Source organism: Cyclobacterium sp. SYSU L10401 (genome assembly GCF_010993705.1).
GTDB lineage: Bacteria > Bacteroidota > Bacteroidia > Cytophagales > Cyclobacteriaceae > Cyclobacterium.
The window spans coordinates 41,607-62,213 of the sequence record NZ_WOFO01000007.1 but is presented as its reverse complement, the minus strand read 5'-3'; the positions used below and the strand labels follow the sequence as shown (position 1 = coordinate 62,213).

Genomic DNA, 20,607 nt, shown 5'->3' with positions numbered 1-20,607 from the left:
CTTTGAACCTTTCATATTTTATAGCGGCCCGGTACTTCAGAAGTAAGGAGAAGAAGAACTTCATTACCGTCCTATCCAGGATTTCTATGATCGGTGTGGCGGTGGGTACCATGGCCTTGGTGGTAGTTTTGTCTGTGTTTAACGGACTTGAAGGGCTCATTAAAGGCTTATATGCTTCATTTGATGCCGACCTAAAAGTCATGCCGCTTATGGGGAAATCATTTGAAGTAGAAGATGATTTTTTATCGGCAATAAGCAGTGTGGAAGGTGTAGAGATTTTGACAGAAGTCATTGAAGATAATGCCCTTGTGAGGTACGGGGAGCATCAGGTTGTAGCCACCCTGAAGGGGGTTTCTGAAAATTTTCTATTGCAAAATCGTTTCGAAAAAGGGTATTTTTCAGGAACGATGAGTTTGGGCGAGGACGGAAGACCGCAGGCCATTCTGGGCCGGGGGCTCTCTTATTTTTTGTTATTGGATTTGGATGATGATTTTGAACTCATGCAGGTTTTTTATCCAAGGGAGCCGAGAGCCGGAAGCATTGACCCCAGTAGCATGTATAATAGGAGTGTCATTCGACCAGCAGGTATTTTTAGTATAGAAAAGCAGTATGACGATGAATACCTGATCGTTCCTCTGGATTTTGCTGCAGACCTTTTAGAATATGGAAACAGGAGGTCAGCCCTGGAGATAAAAGTGGCAGATGGGTATTCCATTGAAAAGGTTAAGACCAGCCTTCGGGAACATCTGGGGAAGGATTTTATAGTCAATGATAGCAATGAGCAGCATGCCAGCCTGTTGATGACCATAAGGCTGGAGAAATTATTTGTTTTTTTGACGCTTACGTTCATTTTGGCAGTTGCCTCCTTTAATATCTTTTTTTCATTGAGTATGCTGGCCATTGAAAAGAAGAAAGATATTGCGGTGTTAATGGCCATGGGGGGAACTAGGAATTTTATCAGATCCATTTATTTGAAAGAGGGGGCAATCATTGCTTTTTCCGGGGCTTTGATGGGACTATTACTTGGTTTTGTGATCTGTTGGGTACAGGATAATTATGGTCTGGTTTCATTGGGCGTTACTTCCTCCATTGTAGACGCTTATCCTGTGAAGATGAGATGGACCGATTTTTTTTATACCAGTCTCAGTGTGGTAGTTATCACCCTGATGGCCTCTTACAGACCAGCTTTGATTGCTTCAAGGGTTAAAACTACCATGCATTTGTAGCGGAATAAGTGTAGGATTTATTTATTTTTTTTAAATATTTCCGTAATTTGCAAACTGCCAATTTCAAAAACAGCAACCAATAAGTTCGACTTTGTTCAAAAAATGTGTAAATGAAAGTAGCTGCTGATAAGCCATTTGAAATCGTATATTCCTTGTTTAGCCATGAGTTTTTGGGGATTCTTTTTGAATCATTTGCAGTTCAATTGGATGAAAAGGGCAGGTTATCATTTGCCTATCAAAATATTTCCTACCAAAATGCCAGCGAATTTGGGGATAAGATAGATGAAACAGATCTTGAATTGATACGGCTGATGGATAGCATGCAACAGGAAGCCGTTGTCAAAAAGTTTAACGCCAAAAATCACAAGCCTAAGGAATTCTTGAGAAAGGTATTTGATGATGGAAATCCCACACAGGCAAACAAGGAAATCCAGAAACTTATAGAAGGAAGGCTGGAGTTGACCCGATCTAACATTCTGGAAAAAATCAAAGGCAAAAGGCTTTTTGAAATGGGTAATGATGGAAATCCGGTCTGGAAAGAGATCTCGGTTATGCCGGAAAAGGCCTCAGTTTTGTTTCATTTTCGTAGAAATGAGGAAAATACCCATTATTTCCCCACCCTGAAGTACCAAAATGAAAAACTGGAATGGCAATACAAAGGAAGCTATTTAATTTGCCATCAACCTGCCTGGCTGGTTGTGGAATCTCGTCTTTTTAGTTTTGAAAAAGATGTAGATGGTAAAAAATTAATGCCTTTTCTGAATAAAAAATTTATCGTAATTCCCAAAAAAGTAGAAGAGTCCTATTATAAGAAATTCGTAACCCAATTGGTCGCCTCCTTTGATGTTTTTGCCAAGGGCTTTGAAATAAAGGTAGAAAGGTCCAATCCACAGCCTGTACTTTTTTTAGGAGACTTGCCAGGTAATCCCACCGTGGACATGTTTGGAAAGAAAATCGCAGATGAGGAGGAGGAAAAAATGGTTTTTGACCTTCGGTTTAACTATGGGGACTTTACCTTCCGTGCAGATCAGGCCAAACCCAGCAATGTGGAGCTGGAAAAAAATGGGGATGATTATACCTTCTACAAGGTAGTCAGGGACTTACCCAAAGAAGGGTTTTATGGGGATTTTCTCAAAAATAATGGGCTACCTGTAAAACATGGACGGCACTCCATGAAGAAGAGAGAGGCTTATGACTGGATCATCAACCATCGGCCGGACTTAGACGACCTGGGAGTTAAAATACAGCAAACCAGTAATGAAAAAGGAAAAAAATATTTTATCGGTTCTGCTAAAATCAGTGTCAATATTAAGGAAAAAATCGACTGGTTCGATGTGGAGGCTACCGTAACCTTCGGAGATCATGAAATTTCTTTTTTGAAATTCAGAAAGCTACTGATGAAAGGTAAAACGGAGATTGAGCTTCCAAACAATGAAATTGCCATTATCCCCAAATCCTGGTTTGTGAATTATGGAGAGATTTTTTCCTTTATGGAAGAAAGTGAGGCAGATAATGGAAGTTTTAAATTAAAAAAGCACCACATTGCGCTGGCGCAGGAGCTTGAAAAGGGTAATTTAATTCATTTGTCCCTTAGTGAAAGACTGCAGAAGCTAAAAGATTTTTCCACTATTGATGATTACCAATTATCCGATTATTTCAAGGGAAAGCTCCGGCCTTACCAAAAGGCCGGATACAATTGGATGCGGTTTTTGAATGAATACAATTTTGGGGGCTGCCTGGCAGATGATATGGGATTGGGTAAGACCGTACAGACACTGGCATTGCTAGCCATGGAGAAAGAAAGGTCTGAAGGAACCACTTCCCTGCTGGTAATGCCCACTTCATTGATATATAACTGGGAGCTAGAGGCCAGGAAGTTTACCCCAAAGCTTAAAATTTTGATCTATACAGGTACCCAAAGGATCAAAGATTGTTCACAATTTGGACAATTTGACCTGGTGTTGACCTCCTATGGCATTACTCGTTTGGATATCGATGTATTGAAGGAGTTTTATTTCAATTACATTATTCTCGATGAGTCACAGGCCATTAAAAACCCTGACAGTATCATTTCAAAAGCAGTTATTCAACTGAAGAGCAAGCATAAATTGATCCTGACAGGTACTCCGGTTGAGAATGGGACAATGGACCTTTGGTCACAGATGAATTTTATCAACAGGGGGCTTTTGGGTGGTCAGACGGCTTTTAAGAAGCAATTTTTATTGCCCATTGAAAAGAAAAATGACAAGGATAAAATTCAGAAATTAAATGTGCTGATTAAACCCTTTATCTTAAGGAGATTAAAGTCCCAGGTGGCTACCGATCTTCCGGAGAAGGTAATCAATGTTCAATATTCTACGATGACAGATGCGCAGGAGCAAGCCTATGAGGAAGTCAAAACCTACTATCGGGAGAAAATCATCAATGAAATGTCCATGCCCGGATTGTCGCAAAAATCCCTGACCTTACTTAAAGGCTTGATGCAGCTCCGGCAGATGGCCAATCATCCCAAAATGGCTGATGAACATTATTCTGGTGACTCCGGAAAACTGGAGGACATCACCCATATGATAAAATCTACCGTCAGTGAGGGGCATAAGGTGTTGATTTTTAGTCAGTTTGTCCGGCATTTATCCATAGTGAAGTCCTATCTACAGGAAGAACAAATCCCGTTTGCCTACCTGGATGGCGCAACAAAAGACCGGCAGGCTCAAGTTACTGCTTTTCAGGAAGATCCCTCCATACAGGTTTTTCTTATTTCTTTGAAGGCAGGTGGGGTAGGCCTTAACCTGACTAAGGCGGAATACGTTTTTCTTTTGGATCCCTGGTGGAATCCTGCAGTAGAATCTCAGGCCATAGACAGGGCCCATCGGATTGGGCAGCAAAATAAAGTTATCATTTACAAATTTATTACCAGAAATACGGTAGAGGAAAAAATCATGGCACTTCAGGAGAGGAAAATGGCACTGGCAGGTGAGCTGATCAGCACAGAAGAAAGCTTTATAAAAAGCCTCAGCCAGGAAGATATTTCTGCTTTGCTTGCCTGATCCCCGAATTACCGATATTTTATTTCATGATTGAAGCAAAAAAATTAACCATGCATACCGCCATACTTATCATTCAATGCAAGGACAGCAAAGGGATTGTTGCCGCAGTTTCCCAATTTCTTTATGAGAATAATGGGAATATTTTAGCGATTGACCAATACATTGATGAGGAACTGGGAGATTTTTTTATGCGGGCTGAATGGGAGCTCGATTCCTTTGATATCCGGAAAGATGATATTCTTGGAGCATTTGGCCGACAGGTGGGAGATCGGTTTGGAATGGATTATTCCTTGTTTTTCAACTTCCCCAAACCCAGAATGGCATTATTTGTTTCAAAATTATCGCATTGCCTCTTTGATATTCTGAGCAGGTATTACTCAGGGCAGTTTGATGTAGACATTCCTTTGGTGATTTCAAATCATCCGGATCTGGAACCTGTAGTAAAGGCTTTCGGAATTCCCTTTATCTATCTTCCCATCGACAAATCCAACAAAGCATCGCAGGAAGAAAAGCAGATTCATTTGCTGAAGGAAAATGGTGTTGACTTTATTGTCTTGGCCAGATACATGCAAATATTGTCTGCTGAATTTATTAAAAATTATCCCAATCGGATCATTAATATACACCATTCCTTTCTGCCGGCATTTGTGGGGGCCAAACCTTACCATGCAGCCTACAAACGTGGGGTGAAAATCATCGGTGCCACTGCCCATTATGTTACGGAGGAGCTTGATGCGGGGCCCATCATTGAGCAGGAAGTCGCCAGGGTCCGACACCACAATACCGTAGATGAGTTGGTGCAGATCGGACAGGATGTGGAGAAGGTGGTCCTTTCCAAAGCCATCAAATACCACTTGGCACAAAAAATAAAGGTAGTGGGAAACAGGACAATTATTTTTAGCTAATTGGTCCCTCCCATACCTTTAAAAGCAGAGATTGAGGGCTGCTTTAGCTCTTTTCCATTTCTACCAGAATATTTCCTTCCTCATCATAAAGTATCAATATACCGGCACTGTAGGTATACCTGACACTGGATTCAAGATTGGAGAGGAACCTTTTTTCTAAAGTGCTGTCGTCACAGGATTCATTATCTGCATATAAGGTGGAAAATTTGATTTGTTCCCTGTTATAGGTTGCTCCTCCCCTATAGTCATTACATCCGGCAAAACCTCCAATTTCCTGTCCTTCCTCAAAGATAAGGGATAGGTTTCCGAGTTTTTCTTTGGTAGCTGATGATCCCGTCAGGTTAGTCACCTTCCAATCATGTTCAGATAACTCTACAGGCTCTGAACCGCAGGAAAACAAAAGGCTGACAATGGAGAACAATACGAAAGATTTTTGAAGGTATTTCATAATGATATAGACTTTGGTTAACATGTAAAAAGATCTAAATTTCACTATGATCCCACAAATACCATTCTAAAAAGGGGTCAGGAAATAATTTTTCTTGGAATATCGTGTGGAAGCCTGGTCAGAAGTTCGTAATTCACCTGTTGGACTGACTCCCCAAAGGAAGCCACGGTAATTTCATTTCTCCTTTGCCTTCCAATAATGACCACCTCATCTCCTTTTTTGACGGATTTCAAATCTGTTGCATCTACCGAGATGGCATTCATGGTAACCGTACCCACTACGGGCAGAATTTTACCCTGAATCAGGACCTTGCCTAAGTTGCTCAGGTTGCGGCTAAAACCATGACAATACCCTATGGGTACCAGGGCAATGGTCATGTTTCTGGAAGCCATGTAGCTGTTGCCATAACCAACAAAATCCCCGATTTTAACTTTTTTGATACTCATGACATGGCTTTTCCAGCTGATCAGTCTTTTTAGCGGATTTTTCATATTTGGGGCCAGCTGTTTGAATTTAAGCATATAGGTCTCCTGGCTGGGCCAGAACCCATATTGAGCGATGCCGATCCGGACCATATCCATGATGGTCTCCGGATAGCTCAGGGATGCTGCAGAACAGGCGGTATGGTACTTGTCAAAATACAAGCCCTTTTCATGAAACCATTGTTTAAATTCATGATAGGTTTTGATCTGTTCCTGTATCCTTACGTAATTGGCAATGCTTTCTGCACCAGCATAATGGGTGCAAAGACCGCAAAGTTGTAAACTCTCCTTATTTTTAAGCAGCGTTTCAGCCAATACAGTCCGTTCTTCCCATTCGAACCCAGTTCTGTGAAACCCGGTTTCTACCTCTACATGGATTTTAGCTTTCTTTCCCAATACCTTACTGGTATGGATGGCAGCCTGTAGTCGGTCCATTTCGAAAACATAAAAACTGATCTCATTGTCGATTAGATAAGCCATGTTTTCGTTCTCCACCATGCCCATGATCATGATGTCGCTTCCTTTGGTAGACGAATCTTTCACACGAATGGCTTCATCGGTGCTGAAAGTACTGAAATGCCGTATTCCTGCAGCTTCAGCTATTTTCACTGCGTTTTCTATCCCATGCCCATAAGCATTCCCTTTCACTACGGAGGATATGGTCACATGAGATCCGATCTGGCTTTTAATAAATTTGATATTGTTTCTATAGGCACTTTTGCTGATTTCAATGTAGGAGGTATGCACCATGCGGTTAGTGGTTTAATTTTTCGATTACCCTGTTAAAGATGGCTATACCTGCCGGAATAATTTCATCAGGGAAGTCATAATGCCCCTCGTGCAATTGGGGTTGCTTTTTTCCTGCTCCAATGCCAAACAGCAGGCTGTTGGTGAGGTTAGAAAATTTGCCGAAATCTTCAGACCAACGGAAGGGGTTCCGGATATGTTTCGTTTTTAATTGCAATTCCTTTGCTGCTTCATTGACCAATTCCCAGGGGGCAATGTCATTGACCACGGCTTCAAATTCCTCACAATAGCTGATGGTATGTTCAAGTCCACTTTCTTTAACGATCAGTTCGGTGAGTCTTTCGGCATGATGGGTCAGGCTGGCCATGGCTTCGTTTTCAAAGGTCCTTAAGGTGGCCATTACCCGGCCATTACCCGGTGTAGTACCAAAGGCTACTTCACCCAATTGGGCATGAATGATGGTAACCAGAGAAAAATCCGGTAGGCTCTCAGGTATTTTTTGCAGGCCGATGATCAACTTACACATGGCTTCCGCGGGGCTCAGGCCATCCTCAGGATGGGCTGCATGACTGGTTCGGCCTTTGAGTTGTATGGTCATGCCTTTAGATGCAGCTGTAAAAGCCCCTTTTTTTAAAACAATTTCATTTTTTTCATACCCGGGCAAGTTATGCAAGGCAAAAGCATAATCCGGTTTGATCTTTTTGTAATTTTCAGAGCGAATAACCTGCGCTGCACCCAAACCCGTTTCTTCTGAAGGTTGAAAGACAAGTACCACCCGCCCTTTCTTTGGGCGGGTTTTGGCCAGGTGCATCCCTACCCCACAAACAATGGCCATATGACCATCATGGCCACAAGTATGAGATATCCCGGGATTGATACTCTTATGAGCAATTTTCCCTTCTTCAGGGATGGGAAGTGCATCCAGTTCCGCCCTGAGAAGGGTGGTGGGTCCTTTTTGTGTACCATTGAAAACTGCAGCAATACCATATGGACCAAGATCTTCAATGAGGGCATCCGGTTTCAAATCCTGAAGGAAGCCTTTTATGGTAGCAGAAGTGTTCTTTTCACCACCTGAAATTTCAGGTTCCTGATGGAGTTTTTTTCTAAAGGCAATTATTTTTTTTAAAATATCAGAATCTTTCATCAACCATTCATTTTAATTTTTAAAAAGAAAGTACCGGAGGCCCAAGCCATAGGTTAGGGTCAGGGCAATTGTTCAGGTACTTTTCGATTTCTTTTTCCGCACACACACCAGGGTAATCTCCTTCCATATTTTGCATATCATGGATCAGTTGGAAGTGTAAATGGGGAGGCCAGTGGCCATTTTCTTCCGTATCACCCAAATGTCCGATTTTTTCTCCGCCGAAAAAAACCTGACCGGGTCTAAGGTGTTTTAAGTCTTTTCTGCTGAGGTGGCCGTAAAGACTGTAGATAACCTTTTGCTGCCATTGGTGCTCCAATATAAGGGTTGGGCCGTAATTTCCAAAACCCATGTTATCTTTAAAACTATGAACCCTGCCTTCCAGTGGACAATAAACGCTGGTACCGGATCCTGACCATATGTCCACCCCCAGGTGGATGTTTCTGAAAAGGGAATCAGCCTGAGCAAAAACCTGGCTTCTCCTGTATATGGCCCTGTTTTCAGCATATCCACCCAAGGCGTATTTTTTTTGTTTACTTGCCAGAATTCGTTGGATATGAGAAGAAAAAGCATGGCTATCCATCAGATCGATTTCCTGCAATGCCATATTTCCGGCACTCATGTCCATATACATGGCGTTGGATTCATTCAGGCATTCTCCCATGACAGGGAAAAAGGATGAAGTAATTTGGTGCATTTTACCTTTTAACAATTCAGCTGTTTGCTGGTTGAAAATAAATTGTCAATATAGGGATTATAGTCAAATCAAAATATTCCGGCCCTATCTTTTTGCTCGGATTACATAATCTCCTCTTGCTATTGTTGGTTATTCAAATTATATGCAATTTTGGTCAATGGGAAAATGGCAAGATATAGACAAGCAAACTATAAAAGAAACCAGGGCCAGAATTGACCACATGATTCACTGGACACCCTTGTTGCGCTCTTCGGCAATAAACAAACTGGCGGGATGCCAGGTTTTTTTTAAATGTGAGAATTTTCAGAAAGTGGGTGCTTTTAAAGCCAGGGGGGCAGCTAATGCGGTCCTGAATTTATCCGCTACTGATCGTAAAAATGGGGTAGCCACCCACTCTTCGGGAAACCATGCAGCGGCCCTGGCCAGGGCCGCTGCCGAAGCCGGGATTCCTGCTTATATCGTCATGCCTTCTACGGCACCTGAAATCAAGAAACAGGCCGTAAGAGAATATGGAGGACAGATTTTTGAATGCGCCCCAAGCCTTCAGGCAAGGGAAGATCGCCTGAAAGCATTGGTCAAAAGTTATCAGGCCATCTTTATTCCCCCGTACAATCATTGTGACGTTATCGAGGGTCAGGCCACCTGTGCTTTTGAAATTTTCGAGGAGGGTTTGTCTTTGGATGTCTTGATGGCACCGGTTGGAGGGGGAGGCCTGCTATCGGGCACTGCTTTGGCCAGTCAGTTTTATTCCCCTGAGACAGCGGTGATCGGTGCTGAACCAGAAGGTGCTGACGATGCCAAAAGATCCTTTAAGGCAGGAAAAAGAATTCCCATGGAAAATCCCGATACCATTGCCGATGGCTTACTTACCTCTTTGGGCGAAATTAATTTTGAAATTATTTCCCAATATGTGGCGGATATCCTCACGGCAAATGATGAGGAGATAATTGCAGCCATGAAATTGATTTATGAAAGGATGAAGATAGTGATCGAGCCCAGTTGTGCGGTTCCCCTGGCTGTTTTATTGAAAAACAAATCCCTTTTTCAGGGCAAGGAAGTTGGGATCATTTTATCCGGAGGAAATGTGGATTTAAGTAAGCTGCCTTTTGGGTAAAACACGTGTAAACCATGCATCAAGCATATAATTCCCTCAATTTGTTGATGGTATAATCAATTTCTTCCCGGGTATTGAAACGGCTGAAGGAAAAACGAACATTTTCACGGGAAGGGTCGGCTCCAATCTCCTGCAATACATGTGAACCCAGCCTGGCTCCACTACTGCAGGCAGATCCTCCTGAAGCAGATATCCCTGCCAAATCCAGCTGAAACAACAACATGCCTTGGTTGTTGTCGGATGGAGGAAAACTGACATTTAATACCGTGTAAAGGCTTTTTGACAGGTTTCCTGACAAGCCGTTGAACGATACTCCTGGAATGGCCGCCTTTATTTTTTCCTTAAAATATTGTTTCAATGCTTCTACTTCTTTTCGGTGATGTTCCTGGTTTTGCCCGGCAATTTCCAAGGCCTGGGCCATGCCGATAATGGCGGCGATATTTTCAGTACCACCCCGCATGTTTCTTTCCTGCGACCCACCACCGATCATCGGGGGGATTTTTTTGTTTTTATTGGTATACAAAAATCCAACTCCCTTTGGCCCATGAAACTTATGGGCAGAACCCGCAATGGCATGAACGCTGAGCTGCTGCAAATCCAATGGGTAATGTCCTATGGTCTGGACAGTGTCGGAGTGAAAATAGGCTGAATACTGCTGACACAAGTCAGATATGGCTTTGAGGTCCAGTATATTTCCTATTTCATTGTTACCGTGCATCAGGCTTACCATGGTGCTGACCTTTTGGTCAAGCAATTTTTCCAATTCATTCAGGTCTATGCTGCCCTGTGCATCCACCTTCAGTAGGCTCAGCTTGATGTTGTTGCTTTTTGCAGCCTGCTCTACTACATGCAATACAGCGTGGTGCTCCAAAGGTGAAGTGATGATATGCTGAATGTCATATGCTGCAATGGCACCCCAAATGGCTGTGTTATCTGCTTCGGTGCCACCGGATGTAAAAGTTATTTCCCCCGGGCTTACGTGGAGCAGCCCGGCGACCTTCTTTCTGGCTTTTTCCAATGCTACCCTGGCATTTCTGCCGTGACTGTGTACAGAGGATGGGTTGCCAAAATGAGAAGTAAAGAAGGGCAGCATGGCTTCCAGTACACGCTCATCCATTGGGGTGGTAGCCGCATTGTCTAAATAGATGGATGGTTGGATGGGCATAAAAAAGAATCTGTTTAGTCTTTTTCAGCAATTATTTCCTTGATATCCAGCATGATTTTCATGGCAAGGTGTTCTGCTGTAGAAGCTGTTTCTGATTCCGAATAGATGCGTATGATGGGTTCGGTATTGGATTTTCTAAGATGAACCCATTCTTTATCAAACTCTATCTTAACCCCATCTATGGTATTGATGGGGTACTTTTGGTATTTGAGTTTCACCTTCTCCAGGATGTGATCCACATTGATCCCCGGAGTCAGTTCTATTTTGTTTTTGGAAATAAAGTAGTTGGGGTAGGTCGCCCTTAAACGGCTGGCTGTTTTACCAAATTTGGCCAGGTGGGTAAGGAATAAACCTATCCCTACCAAAGCATCCCTACCATAATGGGAGGCCGGGTAAATGATACCACCATTTCCTTCGCCACCGATAACAGCATCTACCGCCTTCATTTGGTTGACTACATTTACTTCCCCTACGGCGGATGCATGATAGACGCCTTTGCGCATTTCTGTAACGTCTCTAAGTGCCCGTGTGGAGCTCAGATTGGAGACAGTATTTCCCGGACGTTGGGAAAGTACGTAGTCAGCCACGGCTACCAGGGTGTATTCTTCTCCAAAAAAACTACCATCCTCGTTCAGAAAGGCCAACCTATCTACGTCCGGATCAACCACAATACCCAGGTCATAACTCCCATTTTTTAGTTTTAAGGAAATATCCCTAAGGTGTTCCGGAAGGGGCTCAGGATTATGAGGGAAATTACCGTTGGGCTCGCAGTACATCTCCTCGATGATTTCGACACCCAAAGCCTGAAGCAATTTAGGTACCACCAAACCACCCGTGGAATTGACTCCATCGACCACAATTTTAAATTTTCGATTAGCAATGGCTGCCGGATCCACCAGTTCCAGATCCAGTACATGTTGAATGTGTAAATCCAGGTAGTCTTCACGCAGGTTGTAACTGCCTAATTTCCGGACTTCAGCAAATTGAAAATCCCCAGCATCAGCCTTTTCTAATATATCTTTGCCTTCCTGGTCGGAGATAAATTCCCCATCAGCATTTAGCAGCTTTAGGGCATTCCAGTGAATGGGATTGTGGCTGGCGGTGACGATGATGCCTCCCCCTGCAGCTTCTCTGGGTACGGCTAGCTCTACGGTAGGAGTGGTGCTAAGCCCCAGGTCAACCACCTGTATGCCCATTCCCTGAAGAGTACTGGCTACCAGGCTGGAGACCATTTCCCCTGAAAGCCTTGCATCCCTGCCGATGACTACCTTTTTGTTATCAGATTTTTCCAAAACCCAGGCGCCATAGGCAGCAGAAAATTTGACGATGTCCAATGGAGATAAGCCTTCACCGGGTTTTCCCCCAATGGTTCCCCTGATACCAGAAATTGATTTGATTAATGCCACGTAAAAGAATTTGGTGAGAAAATATAAAAATAGGCTACAATGGGGATGATTTATTTGAATTTAGCCAATACTTTGTCTACTTCATTGTCAGGGTTGCCACAGGAAGCATCGGTATCTACTTTCTTGCCGCAGTAGCCACATGTTTCCCCTTCTTTGTTCAAGTATGGGTTTTGAGAGGCACAGGTCCCTTTAAACTGCCCGTTTTTTAGAAAGATCAATCTTACGGACATTAAAATGAAAAACAAAGCCAGAAATGCCAATGTTAAATATACGGTTGTCATATCAATATTATTTCTGCAAATTTACGTATTACTTTCAAAACGTTGATACCCAATTTTAAGTTTCCTGCCAATTTATGAACAAGTCCGAAAAAAGGAAATCCCAACTGGCTGCCTTTGACCGTTTGCTCACCATCATGGATGAACTCAGAGAGCAATGCCCCTGGGATAAAAAGCAAACCATTGAGAGCCTGAGGCACCTGACCATAGAAGAAACCTTTGAACTTTCTGATGCGATTCTGGATAATGACCTGGAATCAGTAAGTAAGGAACTGGGTGACATTTTATTGCACATCGTTTTTTATGCCAGGATAGGGTCAGAAAGTCAGGTATTTGATATAGGAGATGTGATCCATCAGCTCAACGAAAAGCTCATCAGAAGACATCCCCATATCTATGGGGATACCCAGGCAGATGATGAAGAAGCGGTCAAACAAAATTGGGAGAAAATTAAGCTGGGGGAAAAAGGAAATAAAAGTGTATTGGGTGGCGTGCCCAGGTCATTGCCCGCCTTGATCAAAGCCATGCGGATACAGGAAAAGGCCAGGGGAGTAGGGTTTGATTGGGAAGAAAAGAAGCAAGTATGGGAGAAGGTAGAGGAGGAAATGCAGGAATTTAAAGCGGCTTTTGATGAGGTGCCTGATGCAGACATGGAAAAGGAGGAAGCCAAAGGGGAATTTGGAGACTTGCTTTTTTCACTCATCAATTACGCCAGGTTTATCGATATCAATCCGGAGGAAGCACTGGAGCGCACCAACAGAAAATTTATCCATCGCTTCCAGTTTCTCGAAAAAGCGGCAAAAGCATCCGGCAAATCTTTGGCTGATATGACGCTGGCCGAAATGGACATTCATTGGGAAAAAGCGAAAAGTGAACCTTTTGAAAGCAAGAGCAAATGATGGTAGCATCAAAAAAAAATTACTTGAATACACTTGCAATTTGCCTGTAACATAAGCTTTTACAAAATGTCCATTTTAAACTTTGTCCACAAATTGTATTTTTTTAATTTGTAGTAAGTAATTAAAAATCAATGAGTTAAATCAATGTTAAAAACCTCTGTGGATAACTATGTAAAAATGTGGATAAAAAACTTGCTTTTTTCATTCCTCAAATGCAGCCAAATAACCCCCTTTTTTTGGTGCATTTGGGTTAAAAGGTGGGTGCCTGTCTGTATATTTATAGGCCTGGATTGATGGACCTTCAAATTCAGAAAAAGGATCTTGTATCGAAGTGTGCTTTACAGCAATTTGGAGATTTCTTCCAGGTAGTCCCGGTTGTTGGACAGTCGGGGCACCTTATTTTGCCCACCCAATTTTCCTTTGGATTTCAGCCATTTTTCAAAAAGACCCTCGGCAGCGAAGTGGACGATTGGAAGTTTGAGCACCATGTCACGGTAACGCTTGGCATCGTAATCCGAATTTACCTTTCGCAGCTCTTCATCCAGCAAGCGGGTAAAAAGTTCATTATCCTCAGGGAATTCGACGAATTCTATGATCCATTCATGGGTGCCCTGTTCCTGATTTTCTCCAAAATAAATGGGGGCAGCAGTAAAGTTACTGATGCTTGACCGGGTAAGTTTGCAGGTGGTTTCTATGGCTTTTTCTGCATTTTCCACGATCAACTCTTCCCCAAATGCATTGATGAAATGCTTGGTTCTACCGGAAATTTTAAAACGGTAGGGACGTGTGGAAGTAAACTTTACGGTATCTCCTATTTTGTAACGCCATAGCCCAGCATTGGTGCTGATCAAAATGGCATAATTTTTACCGGTTTCCACCTGATCCAATGGGATGATTTCCGGCTCATGGCTATTGTGCCCATCCATGGGGATAAATTCATAAAAGATCCCGTAATCCAACATCAACAACAGCTCCTCACTGTTTTTCTGGTCTTGAATTCCAAAGAAGCCCTCCGATGCATTATAAGTTTCCATGTAATGCATGTTTTTTGAGTTAATGAGGTTTTGGAAGAGGTTCCTGTAGGGACCAAATGCCACTGCGCCATGGAAAAAGACCTCTAAATTGGGCCAAATCTCCAGGATGTTGTTGCTCTTGGTAATTTCCAAAACCTTTTTAATGAGGACCAGGGTCCAGGTAGGTACTCCTGTGAGGCTGGTAACGTTTTCCTTGATGGTTTCCTGCGCCATTTTTTCAATTTTCTCTTCCCATTCACTCATCAAAGCGACCTCCAGACTTGGGGTTCTGGCCAGTTGGGCCCATTTGGGGAGATTGCGCATGATGACGGCAGATATGTCCCCGGAAGAACTATTTTTATTAAAATCCAGCGGGTTTGTTTGCAGGCTTCCTCCTATAGAAAGGCTTTTTCCAGTAAATAATTTTGTTTCCGGGTAATTGTTCACATATAAGGAAAGCATGTCTTTTCCTCCTTTGAAATGGCAGTCCTCCAAACTTTCAGGGGATACGGGTATAAACTTGCTTCTAGAGGAGGTAGTACCAGAAGATTTAGAAAACCAATGAATGGGTGTGGGCCATATTACATTTTGCTGACCTTTCATGGTTTGTTGAATATAAGGCATGATGGCTTCATAGTCATGCACAGGGATCCATTGGTTATAATCTTTGTAGGAGGAGATCTTCCTGAAATGGTATTTTTTGCCAAATTCGGTGTCTTTGGCGGTATGAACCAATTTAAATAAAATTTCCCGTTGTATTTCCAGGGGGTTATTTTTGAATTTTTCAATCTGGCCTATCCGGTTTTTGAATATCCAGGTCATAAAAGTATTGATGACTTCCATTAGTGAGGATTTCTGTTTAAATCTTTCTTTTCAACTCGAAATTCTTACCGAGATAAACTTTTCTGACTTGTTCATCGGCGGCAAGTTCTTCCGCTGTCCCTGCTTTTAGAAGTCTTCCTTCAAACATCAGGTAAGCACGGTCTGTAATGGAAAGGGTTTCATTGACATTATGATCAGTAATCAGAATGCCTATATTTTTATCCTTTAGTTTGGCTACGATAAATTGGATTTCTTCTACAGCTATGGGGTCCACTCCGGCGAATGGTTCATCCAAAAGCACGAATTTCGGATCTACCGATAGGGCCCTGGCGATCTCAGTTCTTCTCCTTTCTCCACCCGAGAGCACCATGCCCAGGTTCTTCCTTACATGGGTAAGGCTAAATTCCTCCAACAACTGATCCACTTTTTCTTTTTGCTCTTTTTTGGGAATTTTGCTCATTTCCAAAACAGCCAAAATATTTTCTTCTACGGTAAGCTTACGGAAAACAGAAGCTTCCTGAGCCAGGTAGCCAATCCCAAGTTTTGCCCGTTTGTACATGGGCAAGGGGGTAATGTTTTCATTGTCCAGGTAGACGGTTCCGGCATTGGGTTTGATTAAACCTACTATCATGTAAAATGAGGTCGTTTTTCCTGCCCCATTGGGTCCCAGTAAACCCACGATTTCCCCTTGGGATACGGAAACGGATATGTCGTTGACTACCCGTTTTTTCTTGTAAATTTTAACCAGGTTTTCTGCCCTTAAAATCATTTTAATCAAATTTGATATCTTTCACATACAGCTGAAGGCTGCTTGTGTTCCTGAAGGTGTTTTCTCTGATTTCGAATGCGATATTAAAACGCATTTTACTGTTTAGCATTTCATAATATTTCGCAAAACCAAAACCGATACATACCGGTCTGGTATTTTGCCCGTCCTGTATGATCTCAAAACGAAGGTGTTTGTCTTTTAATATCCTTACATTTTCGGCATGCACCTGATTGACACAGAATACTGGTTCCGGATTGCCCGGTCCAAAGGGTGCCATTTGCTTGAGGATATTATAAAACTTATAATTGATCTGATCCAATATCAGCTCATCATCAATTTCAAGTATGGGTTTCAGGTGAATTTCCTTTACCCGCTCACTGACTACCTGCTCAAATTTTTCCTGAAATGCCGGTACATTTTCAACCGAAAGGGTGAGTCCTGCTGCATATTTATGACCACCGAATTGTTCCAGTAAGTCGCTGCAGGCCTCTATTGCCTCATAAATATCGAAATCGAAAACGGACCGTGCACTGCCGGTAGCTTTATTGTTGGATTCGGTCAATATAATCGTCGGTCGGTAAAATTTTTCTATGCACCGGGAAGCCACTATGCCTATCACTCCCTTGTGCCAGTCTTCTTTAAATAAAACCGTACTTTTAAAAACACCTGAATGCTCGCGGTTCTCTATCATTTCCAGGGCCTCCCTGGTAATGTTTTCATCAAAATTTTTTCGTGCCGCATTGACGTCTTCTACCAATTCTGCTCTCCTGACACCCTCATCAAGGTCTTTGGATATCAATAAGGCTACTGATGCTTTGGCATGTTCCAATCTTCCAGAGGCATTGATACGGGGACCTATCTTGAATACAATATCTGTGATATTCAGTTCTTTTTCTATTCTCCCTTTTAATATCAATGCCTTGATACCTGGCCTGGGATTGTTGTTTAGCCGGTCCAAACCATAATAGGCCAGTATCCGGTTTTCACCTGTAATCGGTACAATATCTGAAGCTATACTGATGGCAACCAGGTCAAGGTAGGTATAAAGGTTTGCCTGGCTCTTTTTCGTGTATTCCGAAAAGGCTTGCACCAGCTTGAAACCCACTCCACAACCACTCAACTCTTTGTATGGATAGGAGCAGTCTTTTCGTTTTGGATCCAGCACCGCAACTGCCTCTGGGAGCTTTTCGCCCGGAGTGTGGTGATCACATATGATAAAGTCTACGCCTAATTCATTGGCCAGGTTGATTTTATCTATGGCCTTTATTCCGCAGTCTAAGGATACTACCAGACTGTAATGGTTTTCAGCAGCATACCTGACTCCTTTATCAGAAATCCCATATCCCTCCTTGTAGCGGTCCGGAATATAGAATGCCACCCTGTCATAAAAGGCTTTGAAAAAACCATAAAAAAGGGCGACTGAAGTGGTCCCATCCACATCATAGTCACCGTAAACCAATATGTTTTCTTGATTTTCAATGGCTTTCACCAGCCTTTTTACCGCCTTATCCATGTCTTTCATGAGCATGGGATCATGGAGCTTATCCAAATCCGGGCGAAAAAAATCCTTTGCCTGCTGAAAATCATGGATATCCCTATTGACCAGCATGTTGGCCAAAGTAGTATTTACATTTATTTCATGGCTGAGGTAAGCGACTGTTTCGGCTTTTGCTTTGTCCTTAAGCTTCCATCTAAAATCCATAGGGCGTAAATTACAAAACAAACAGTCGTTTAAAGATAAAACAGCTTTATTAGTTTTAATAAAAAAATTCCAGGGATACCTAAATGTCAGTTTATGAACAGATTGCCATTAGTCAATGGCTTCCGTCAAAACATCTTTTAGGGGAACCCTTTGTCCATCCTTGTAGGGTACAATCCAGGCTTCCTTCACACCCAGTTTGCGGAGTTTCTTTTTAAATTTATCCGCCATATCATAATCTCTGAACTGTCCAAGAACATATTTGATATAGCCGTCCTGATCAATGATTTTCAGGTCGCTGCCGTTTTCCGTAAGGTCCCGCAAATCAAAATCATCAAAAGCGGCCAATTGAACCCTGAAGACTACTCCATTGTCCCATTCATTCCTTTGGGTTCGGTCTGAATCCGTTTTTGAAGCTTCCATTTCATTATTCATCTTAGATACCTGACTCATTAACCGACTGATTTCATTGTCTTTTCTTTCGATTACCTGATTCAGGTAAGCCTCCTTCTCAGACAAATCGGCTTGCGCTTCGGTTAGCTTCTCCTTATCTTCTACCAGGGACTTGAACTCCTCAGGGCTCATCTCCTTTTTTCTTTCCTTCCAACTGCTATACTCTTCCTTGCTCAAACCACCAATGGATTTTGGGGAGCAATTGAAAAGAAGCCCTGCAATGCCCAATACTAAAAACGTTTTGATTAAAGCCATTTTGATGCCTATTTTATACTTTGTCTTTCTGGTAAATCAACGACATCCTTAAATTACGAAAAATAAACCATTATCCTTTTTTTTGTCAAAAAAAACAGTTTTTATGAACGCCTACGTAAAAAGGACACCAGATTTAAACATTTACATGTCTTTCAGCATGATAGGAAGAGCGAACCAGGGGACCCGACTCGACATACTTAAGTCCTCTTTTTAGCCCTTCTTCCCTGTAGATGTCAAATTGCTCAGGATGTATGAATTCGGCTACTTCTATGTGTCTTCGGGTAGGCTGCAGGTATTGGCCCAAAGTCAAAATGTCACAGCCATGTGCGACCAGATCATCCATGGCCTGATAAATTTCTTCCTCTTTTTCGCCCAGACCAAGCATGATGCCTGTTTTGGTTCTTTTTCCATATTCCTTGGTCAGCTTGATTTGTTCCAGAGACCGTTTGTATTTGGCCTGGGGCCTCACCCTTCTGTAAAGCCTTTCTACGGTTTCCACGTTATGGGAGACTACTTCCTGTCCGGCGCTGATCATTTTGTATAATGCCTCCCAGTTGCCTTTAACATCTGGAATTAATGTTTCGATGGTAGTTTGCGGGGAAAGCTTTTTGGTTTCGGTAACCGTTCTGTACCAAACATCAGCCCCTCTGTCTTTCAATTCATCCCGGTTGACTGAGGTGATGACGGCATGCTTTACCCCCATCAGTTGGATGGCTTCTGCCACCCTTCGGGGCTCATCCTGGTCATATTCGGGAGGCCTGCCAGTAGCCACTGCACAGAATGAACAGGACCGGGTACATACATTTCCCAAAATCATGAATGTTGCGGTACCGGCACCCCAGCATTCTCCCATATTGGGACAATTGCCACTTTCGCAGATGGTATGCAACTTGTGTTCATCAACCAACTTGCGGACTTTAGCGTATTCTTTACCTATAGGAAGCTTTACCCTCAACCAGTTAGGTTTTTTTGTTTTCGTTTGTTCTTTGGAGATTACCGGAAGTTCTATCATATCGGTTGTTTAATTCCATTCAAAATTAGCGGTTTTTCATGAGTTGTCCCAGGTAGCCAGACTATTTTCTAAACCCATAAAAAAGGGTAAAATATACGGACTGAAAAACCTGTCTGTTTTCAGTAGTGGGCATCAGCACGATCTCTTTGGTAAAACCCTCTAATTGGTATCCAAGTTCCACTCCGGTAACGTTTGACTTGAAAAAGCCGAATTCGAAGGCCATGGCTGCTTTTGCATTTCCACCAAAGGCAATTTCTGAACTACCTATACCCTCAAATAGCCTTCCAGGCCCCAATACATTGAAGCGGCTCTGGTGTACTTCGGGATCGTATTGTTCCCGCACCGTTTCTGTACGGTTCAGGGAGTATTCTATATAATAAGGTGCAATGAGTCCAATCGTAGGACCAATGGCGCCTAAAAGAGAAATTTGCACCCCCTGATGAGGAGCTTTCTTAAATACGAGGATTTCTCGACCATATTGCGGGCGTATGGCATAAAGATAATTAGACTTGCCAAAGATGTAGCTATTGCCCAATACCGTAGGGTACCGGACTTCCTTGGGGTTTTTCACATTGGCCAGTTCGAGGTTGAAGAATTGAAATAGATTATCATCTATTCTGGATCCTAATTTAAAGCTGACTCCTCCGATCAATCCCCCGTTGGTGTTTTTATTGATGCCAAAAAGGACCTCATTATCATAATCATAGTCACCTGCGTCTCCCCTTTGCCCGAATGAGGTGTTAATACCGACAAAAATCAAACCCAGGAAAATGTAATATTTCATATTCTTTCTCATATATATGATCATGATTTTAACGCTAAATTTGTGCGCATTGTTACCGTTGCAAGATTAAAAATAATCAGATTATGCCAACAAACAAAAACCGGTCAGGCAGGATAATTGATTTATTTCGGCCAGCAGCCTGAGATAAACGCATCTGTTGAGTGGTCCGCCGTTCAGGCTGACTTGGTTGATAGGCAATATCTGGTAGATTATGGCAGGATAAAAAAAATTTGGATGCCCTTGTA

18 protein-coding genes are annotated in these 20,607 nt (G+C 42.6%); 5 read left to right on the top strand and 13 right to left on the bottom strand.

What is annotated here, in order from left to right; genetic code table 11:
* Positions 1-2: 2 nt before the first annotated feature.
* The 3 genes from GL182_RS16310 to purU all read left to right on the top strand — a co-directional run bounded on the left by GL182_RS16310 (position 3) and on the right by purU (position 5,178).
* Complete coding sequence (locus GL182_RS16310; protein ID WP_163380848.1) at positions 3-1,226, top strand: FtsX-like permease family protein; 1,224 nt, start codon at positions 3-5, stop codon at positions 1,224-1,226.
* A 110-nt stretch (positions 1,227-1,336) separates the two neighbouring features.
* The gene (locus GL182_RS16305; RefSeq protein WP_163380847.1) at positions 1,337-4,273 is read left to right on the top strand and encodes a DEAD/DEAH box helicase; all 2,937 of its coding nucleotides are present in this window, start codon (positions 1,337-1,339) and stop codon (positions 4,271-4,273) included.
* Between the two features lie 50 nt (positions 4,274-4,323).
* A complete protein-coding gene (gene purU / locus GL182_RS16300) occupies positions 4,324-5,178 on the top strand; it encodes a formyltetrahydrofolate deformylase (protein WP_163381034.1) in 855 nt (284 codons plus the stop codon).
* A gap of 43 nt (positions 5,179-5,221) precedes the next feature.
* Here the strand turns inward: purU and GL182_RS16295 are convergent, their stop codons facing one another.
* From GL182_RS16295 to GL182_RS16280, 4 genes are all read right to left on the bottom strand, one after another.
* Entirely contained in the window at positions 5,222-5,626 is a 405-nt protein-coding gene (locus tag GL182_RS16295; protein ID WP_163380846.1) for an META domain-containing protein, read from the bottom strand.
* A 77-nt stretch (positions 5,627-5,703) separates the two neighbouring features.
* On the bottom strand, positions 5,704-6,858 hold the full coding sequence (gene alr, locus GL182_RS16290) for an alanine racemase (RefSeq protein ID WP_163380845.1): 1,155 nt from the start codon (positions 6,856-6,858) through the stop codon (positions 5,704-5,706).
* 4 nt (positions 6,859-6,862) lie between these two features.
* Positions 6,863-7,999, bottom strand: a complete 1,137-nt coding sequence (locus GL182_RS16285; RefSeq protein ID WP_163380844.1) for an amidohydrolase — start codon at positions 7,997-7,999, stop codon at positions 6,863-6,865.
* Between the two features lie 19 nt (positions 8,000-8,018).
* The gene (locus GL182_RS16280; RefSeq protein ID WP_240469862.1) at positions 8,019-8,693 is read right to left on the bottom strand and encodes a peptidoglycan DD-metalloendopeptidase family protein; all 675 of its coding nucleotides are present in this window, start codon (positions 8,691-8,693) and stop codon (positions 8,019-8,021) included.
* 157 nt (positions 8,694-8,850) lie between these two features.
* Here GL182_RS16280 and GL182_RS16275 point away from each other — a divergent pair, with 157 nt between their 5' ends.
* Positions 8,851-9,807 (top strand): pyridoxal-phosphate dependent enzyme, encoded by a 957-nt coding sequence (locus tag GL182_RS16275; protein ID WP_163380843.1) that lies wholly within the window; start codon positions 8,851-8,853, stop codon positions 9,805-9,807.
* Between the two features lie 19 nt (positions 9,808-9,826).
* Here GL182_RS16275 and GL182_RS16270 read toward each other — a convergent pair whose 3' ends face one another.
* The 3 genes from GL182_RS16270 to GL182_RS16260 are packed head-to-tail and all read right to left on the bottom strand — an operon-like array spanning position 9,827 to position 12,659.
* Positions 9,827-10,972: a cysteine desulfurase family protein gene (locus tag GL182_RS16270; RefSeq protein ID WP_163380842.1), complete on the bottom strand. Its 1,146-nt coding sequence runs from the start codon at positions 10,970-10,972 to the stop codon at positions 9,827-9,829.
* A 14-nt stretch (positions 10,973-10,986) separates the two neighbouring features.
* Positions 10,987-12,378: a phosphoglucosamine mutase gene (glmM, locus tag GL182_RS16265; protein ID WP_163380841.1), complete on the bottom strand. Its 1,392-nt coding sequence runs from the start codon at positions 12,376-12,378 to the stop codon at positions 10,987-10,989.
* 50 nt (positions 12,379-12,428) lie between these two features.
* Positions 12,429-12,659, bottom strand: a complete 231-nt coding sequence (locus GL182_RS16260; RefSeq protein WP_163380840.1) for a hypothetical protein — start codon at positions 12,657-12,659, stop codon at positions 12,429-12,431.
* Positions 12,660-12,733: 74 nt separating this feature from the next.
* Between GL182_RS16260 and mazG the strand changes: the two genes are divergently transcribed.
* Positions 12,734-13,555, top strand: a complete 822-nt coding sequence (gene mazG / locus GL182_RS16255) for a nucleoside triphosphate pyrophosphohydrolase (RefSeq protein ID WP_163380839.1) — start codon at positions 12,734-12,736, stop codon at positions 13,553-13,555.
* Positions 13,556-13,893: 338 nt separating this feature from the next.
* Here mazG and GL182_RS16250 read toward each other — a convergent pair whose 3' ends face one another.
* The 6 genes from GL182_RS16250 to GL182_RS16225 form a co-directional block, all read right to left on the bottom strand.
* Positions 13,894-15,411 carry a GH3 auxin-responsive promoter family protein gene (locus GL182_RS16250; RefSeq protein ID WP_163380838.1) on the bottom strand — a complete coding sequence of 506 codons (1,518 nt, stop codon included), beginning with the start codon at positions 15,409-15,411 and terminating at the stop codon, positions 13,894-13,896.
* A gap of 16 nt (positions 15,412-15,427) precedes the next feature.
* Entirely contained in the window at positions 15,428-16,159 is a 732-nt protein-coding gene (gene lptB / locus GL182_RS16245) for an LPS export ABC transporter ATP-binding protein (RefSeq protein WP_163380837.1), read from the bottom strand.
* A 1-nt stretch (position 16,160) separates the two neighbouring features.
* A complete protein-coding gene (recJ, locus tag GL182_RS16240) occupies positions 16,161-17,861 on the bottom strand; it encodes a single-stranded-DNA-specific exonuclease RecJ (protein WP_163380836.1) in 1,701 nt (566 codons plus the stop codon).
* Between the two features lie 108 nt (positions 17,862-17,969).
* Complete coding sequence (locus GL182_RS16235) at positions 17,970-18,566, bottom strand: SPOR domain-containing protein (RefSeq protein WP_163380835.1); 597 nt, start codon at positions 18,564-18,566, stop codon at positions 17,970-17,972.
* Between the two features lie 133 nt (positions 18,567-18,699).
* Positions 18,700-19,578 carry a lipoyl synthase gene (lipA, locus tag GL182_RS16230; RefSeq protein ID WP_163380834.1) on the bottom strand — a complete coding sequence of 293 codons (879 nt, stop codon included), beginning with the start codon at positions 19,576-19,578 and terminating at the stop codon, positions 18,700-18,702.
* Positions 19,579-19,639: 61 nt separating this feature from the next.
* A complete protein-coding gene (locus tag GL182_RS16225) occupies positions 19,640-20,374 on the bottom strand; it encodes a hypothetical protein (protein WP_205603670.1) in 735 nt (244 codons plus the stop codon).
* Positions 20,375-20,607 lie beyond the last annotated feature (233 nt).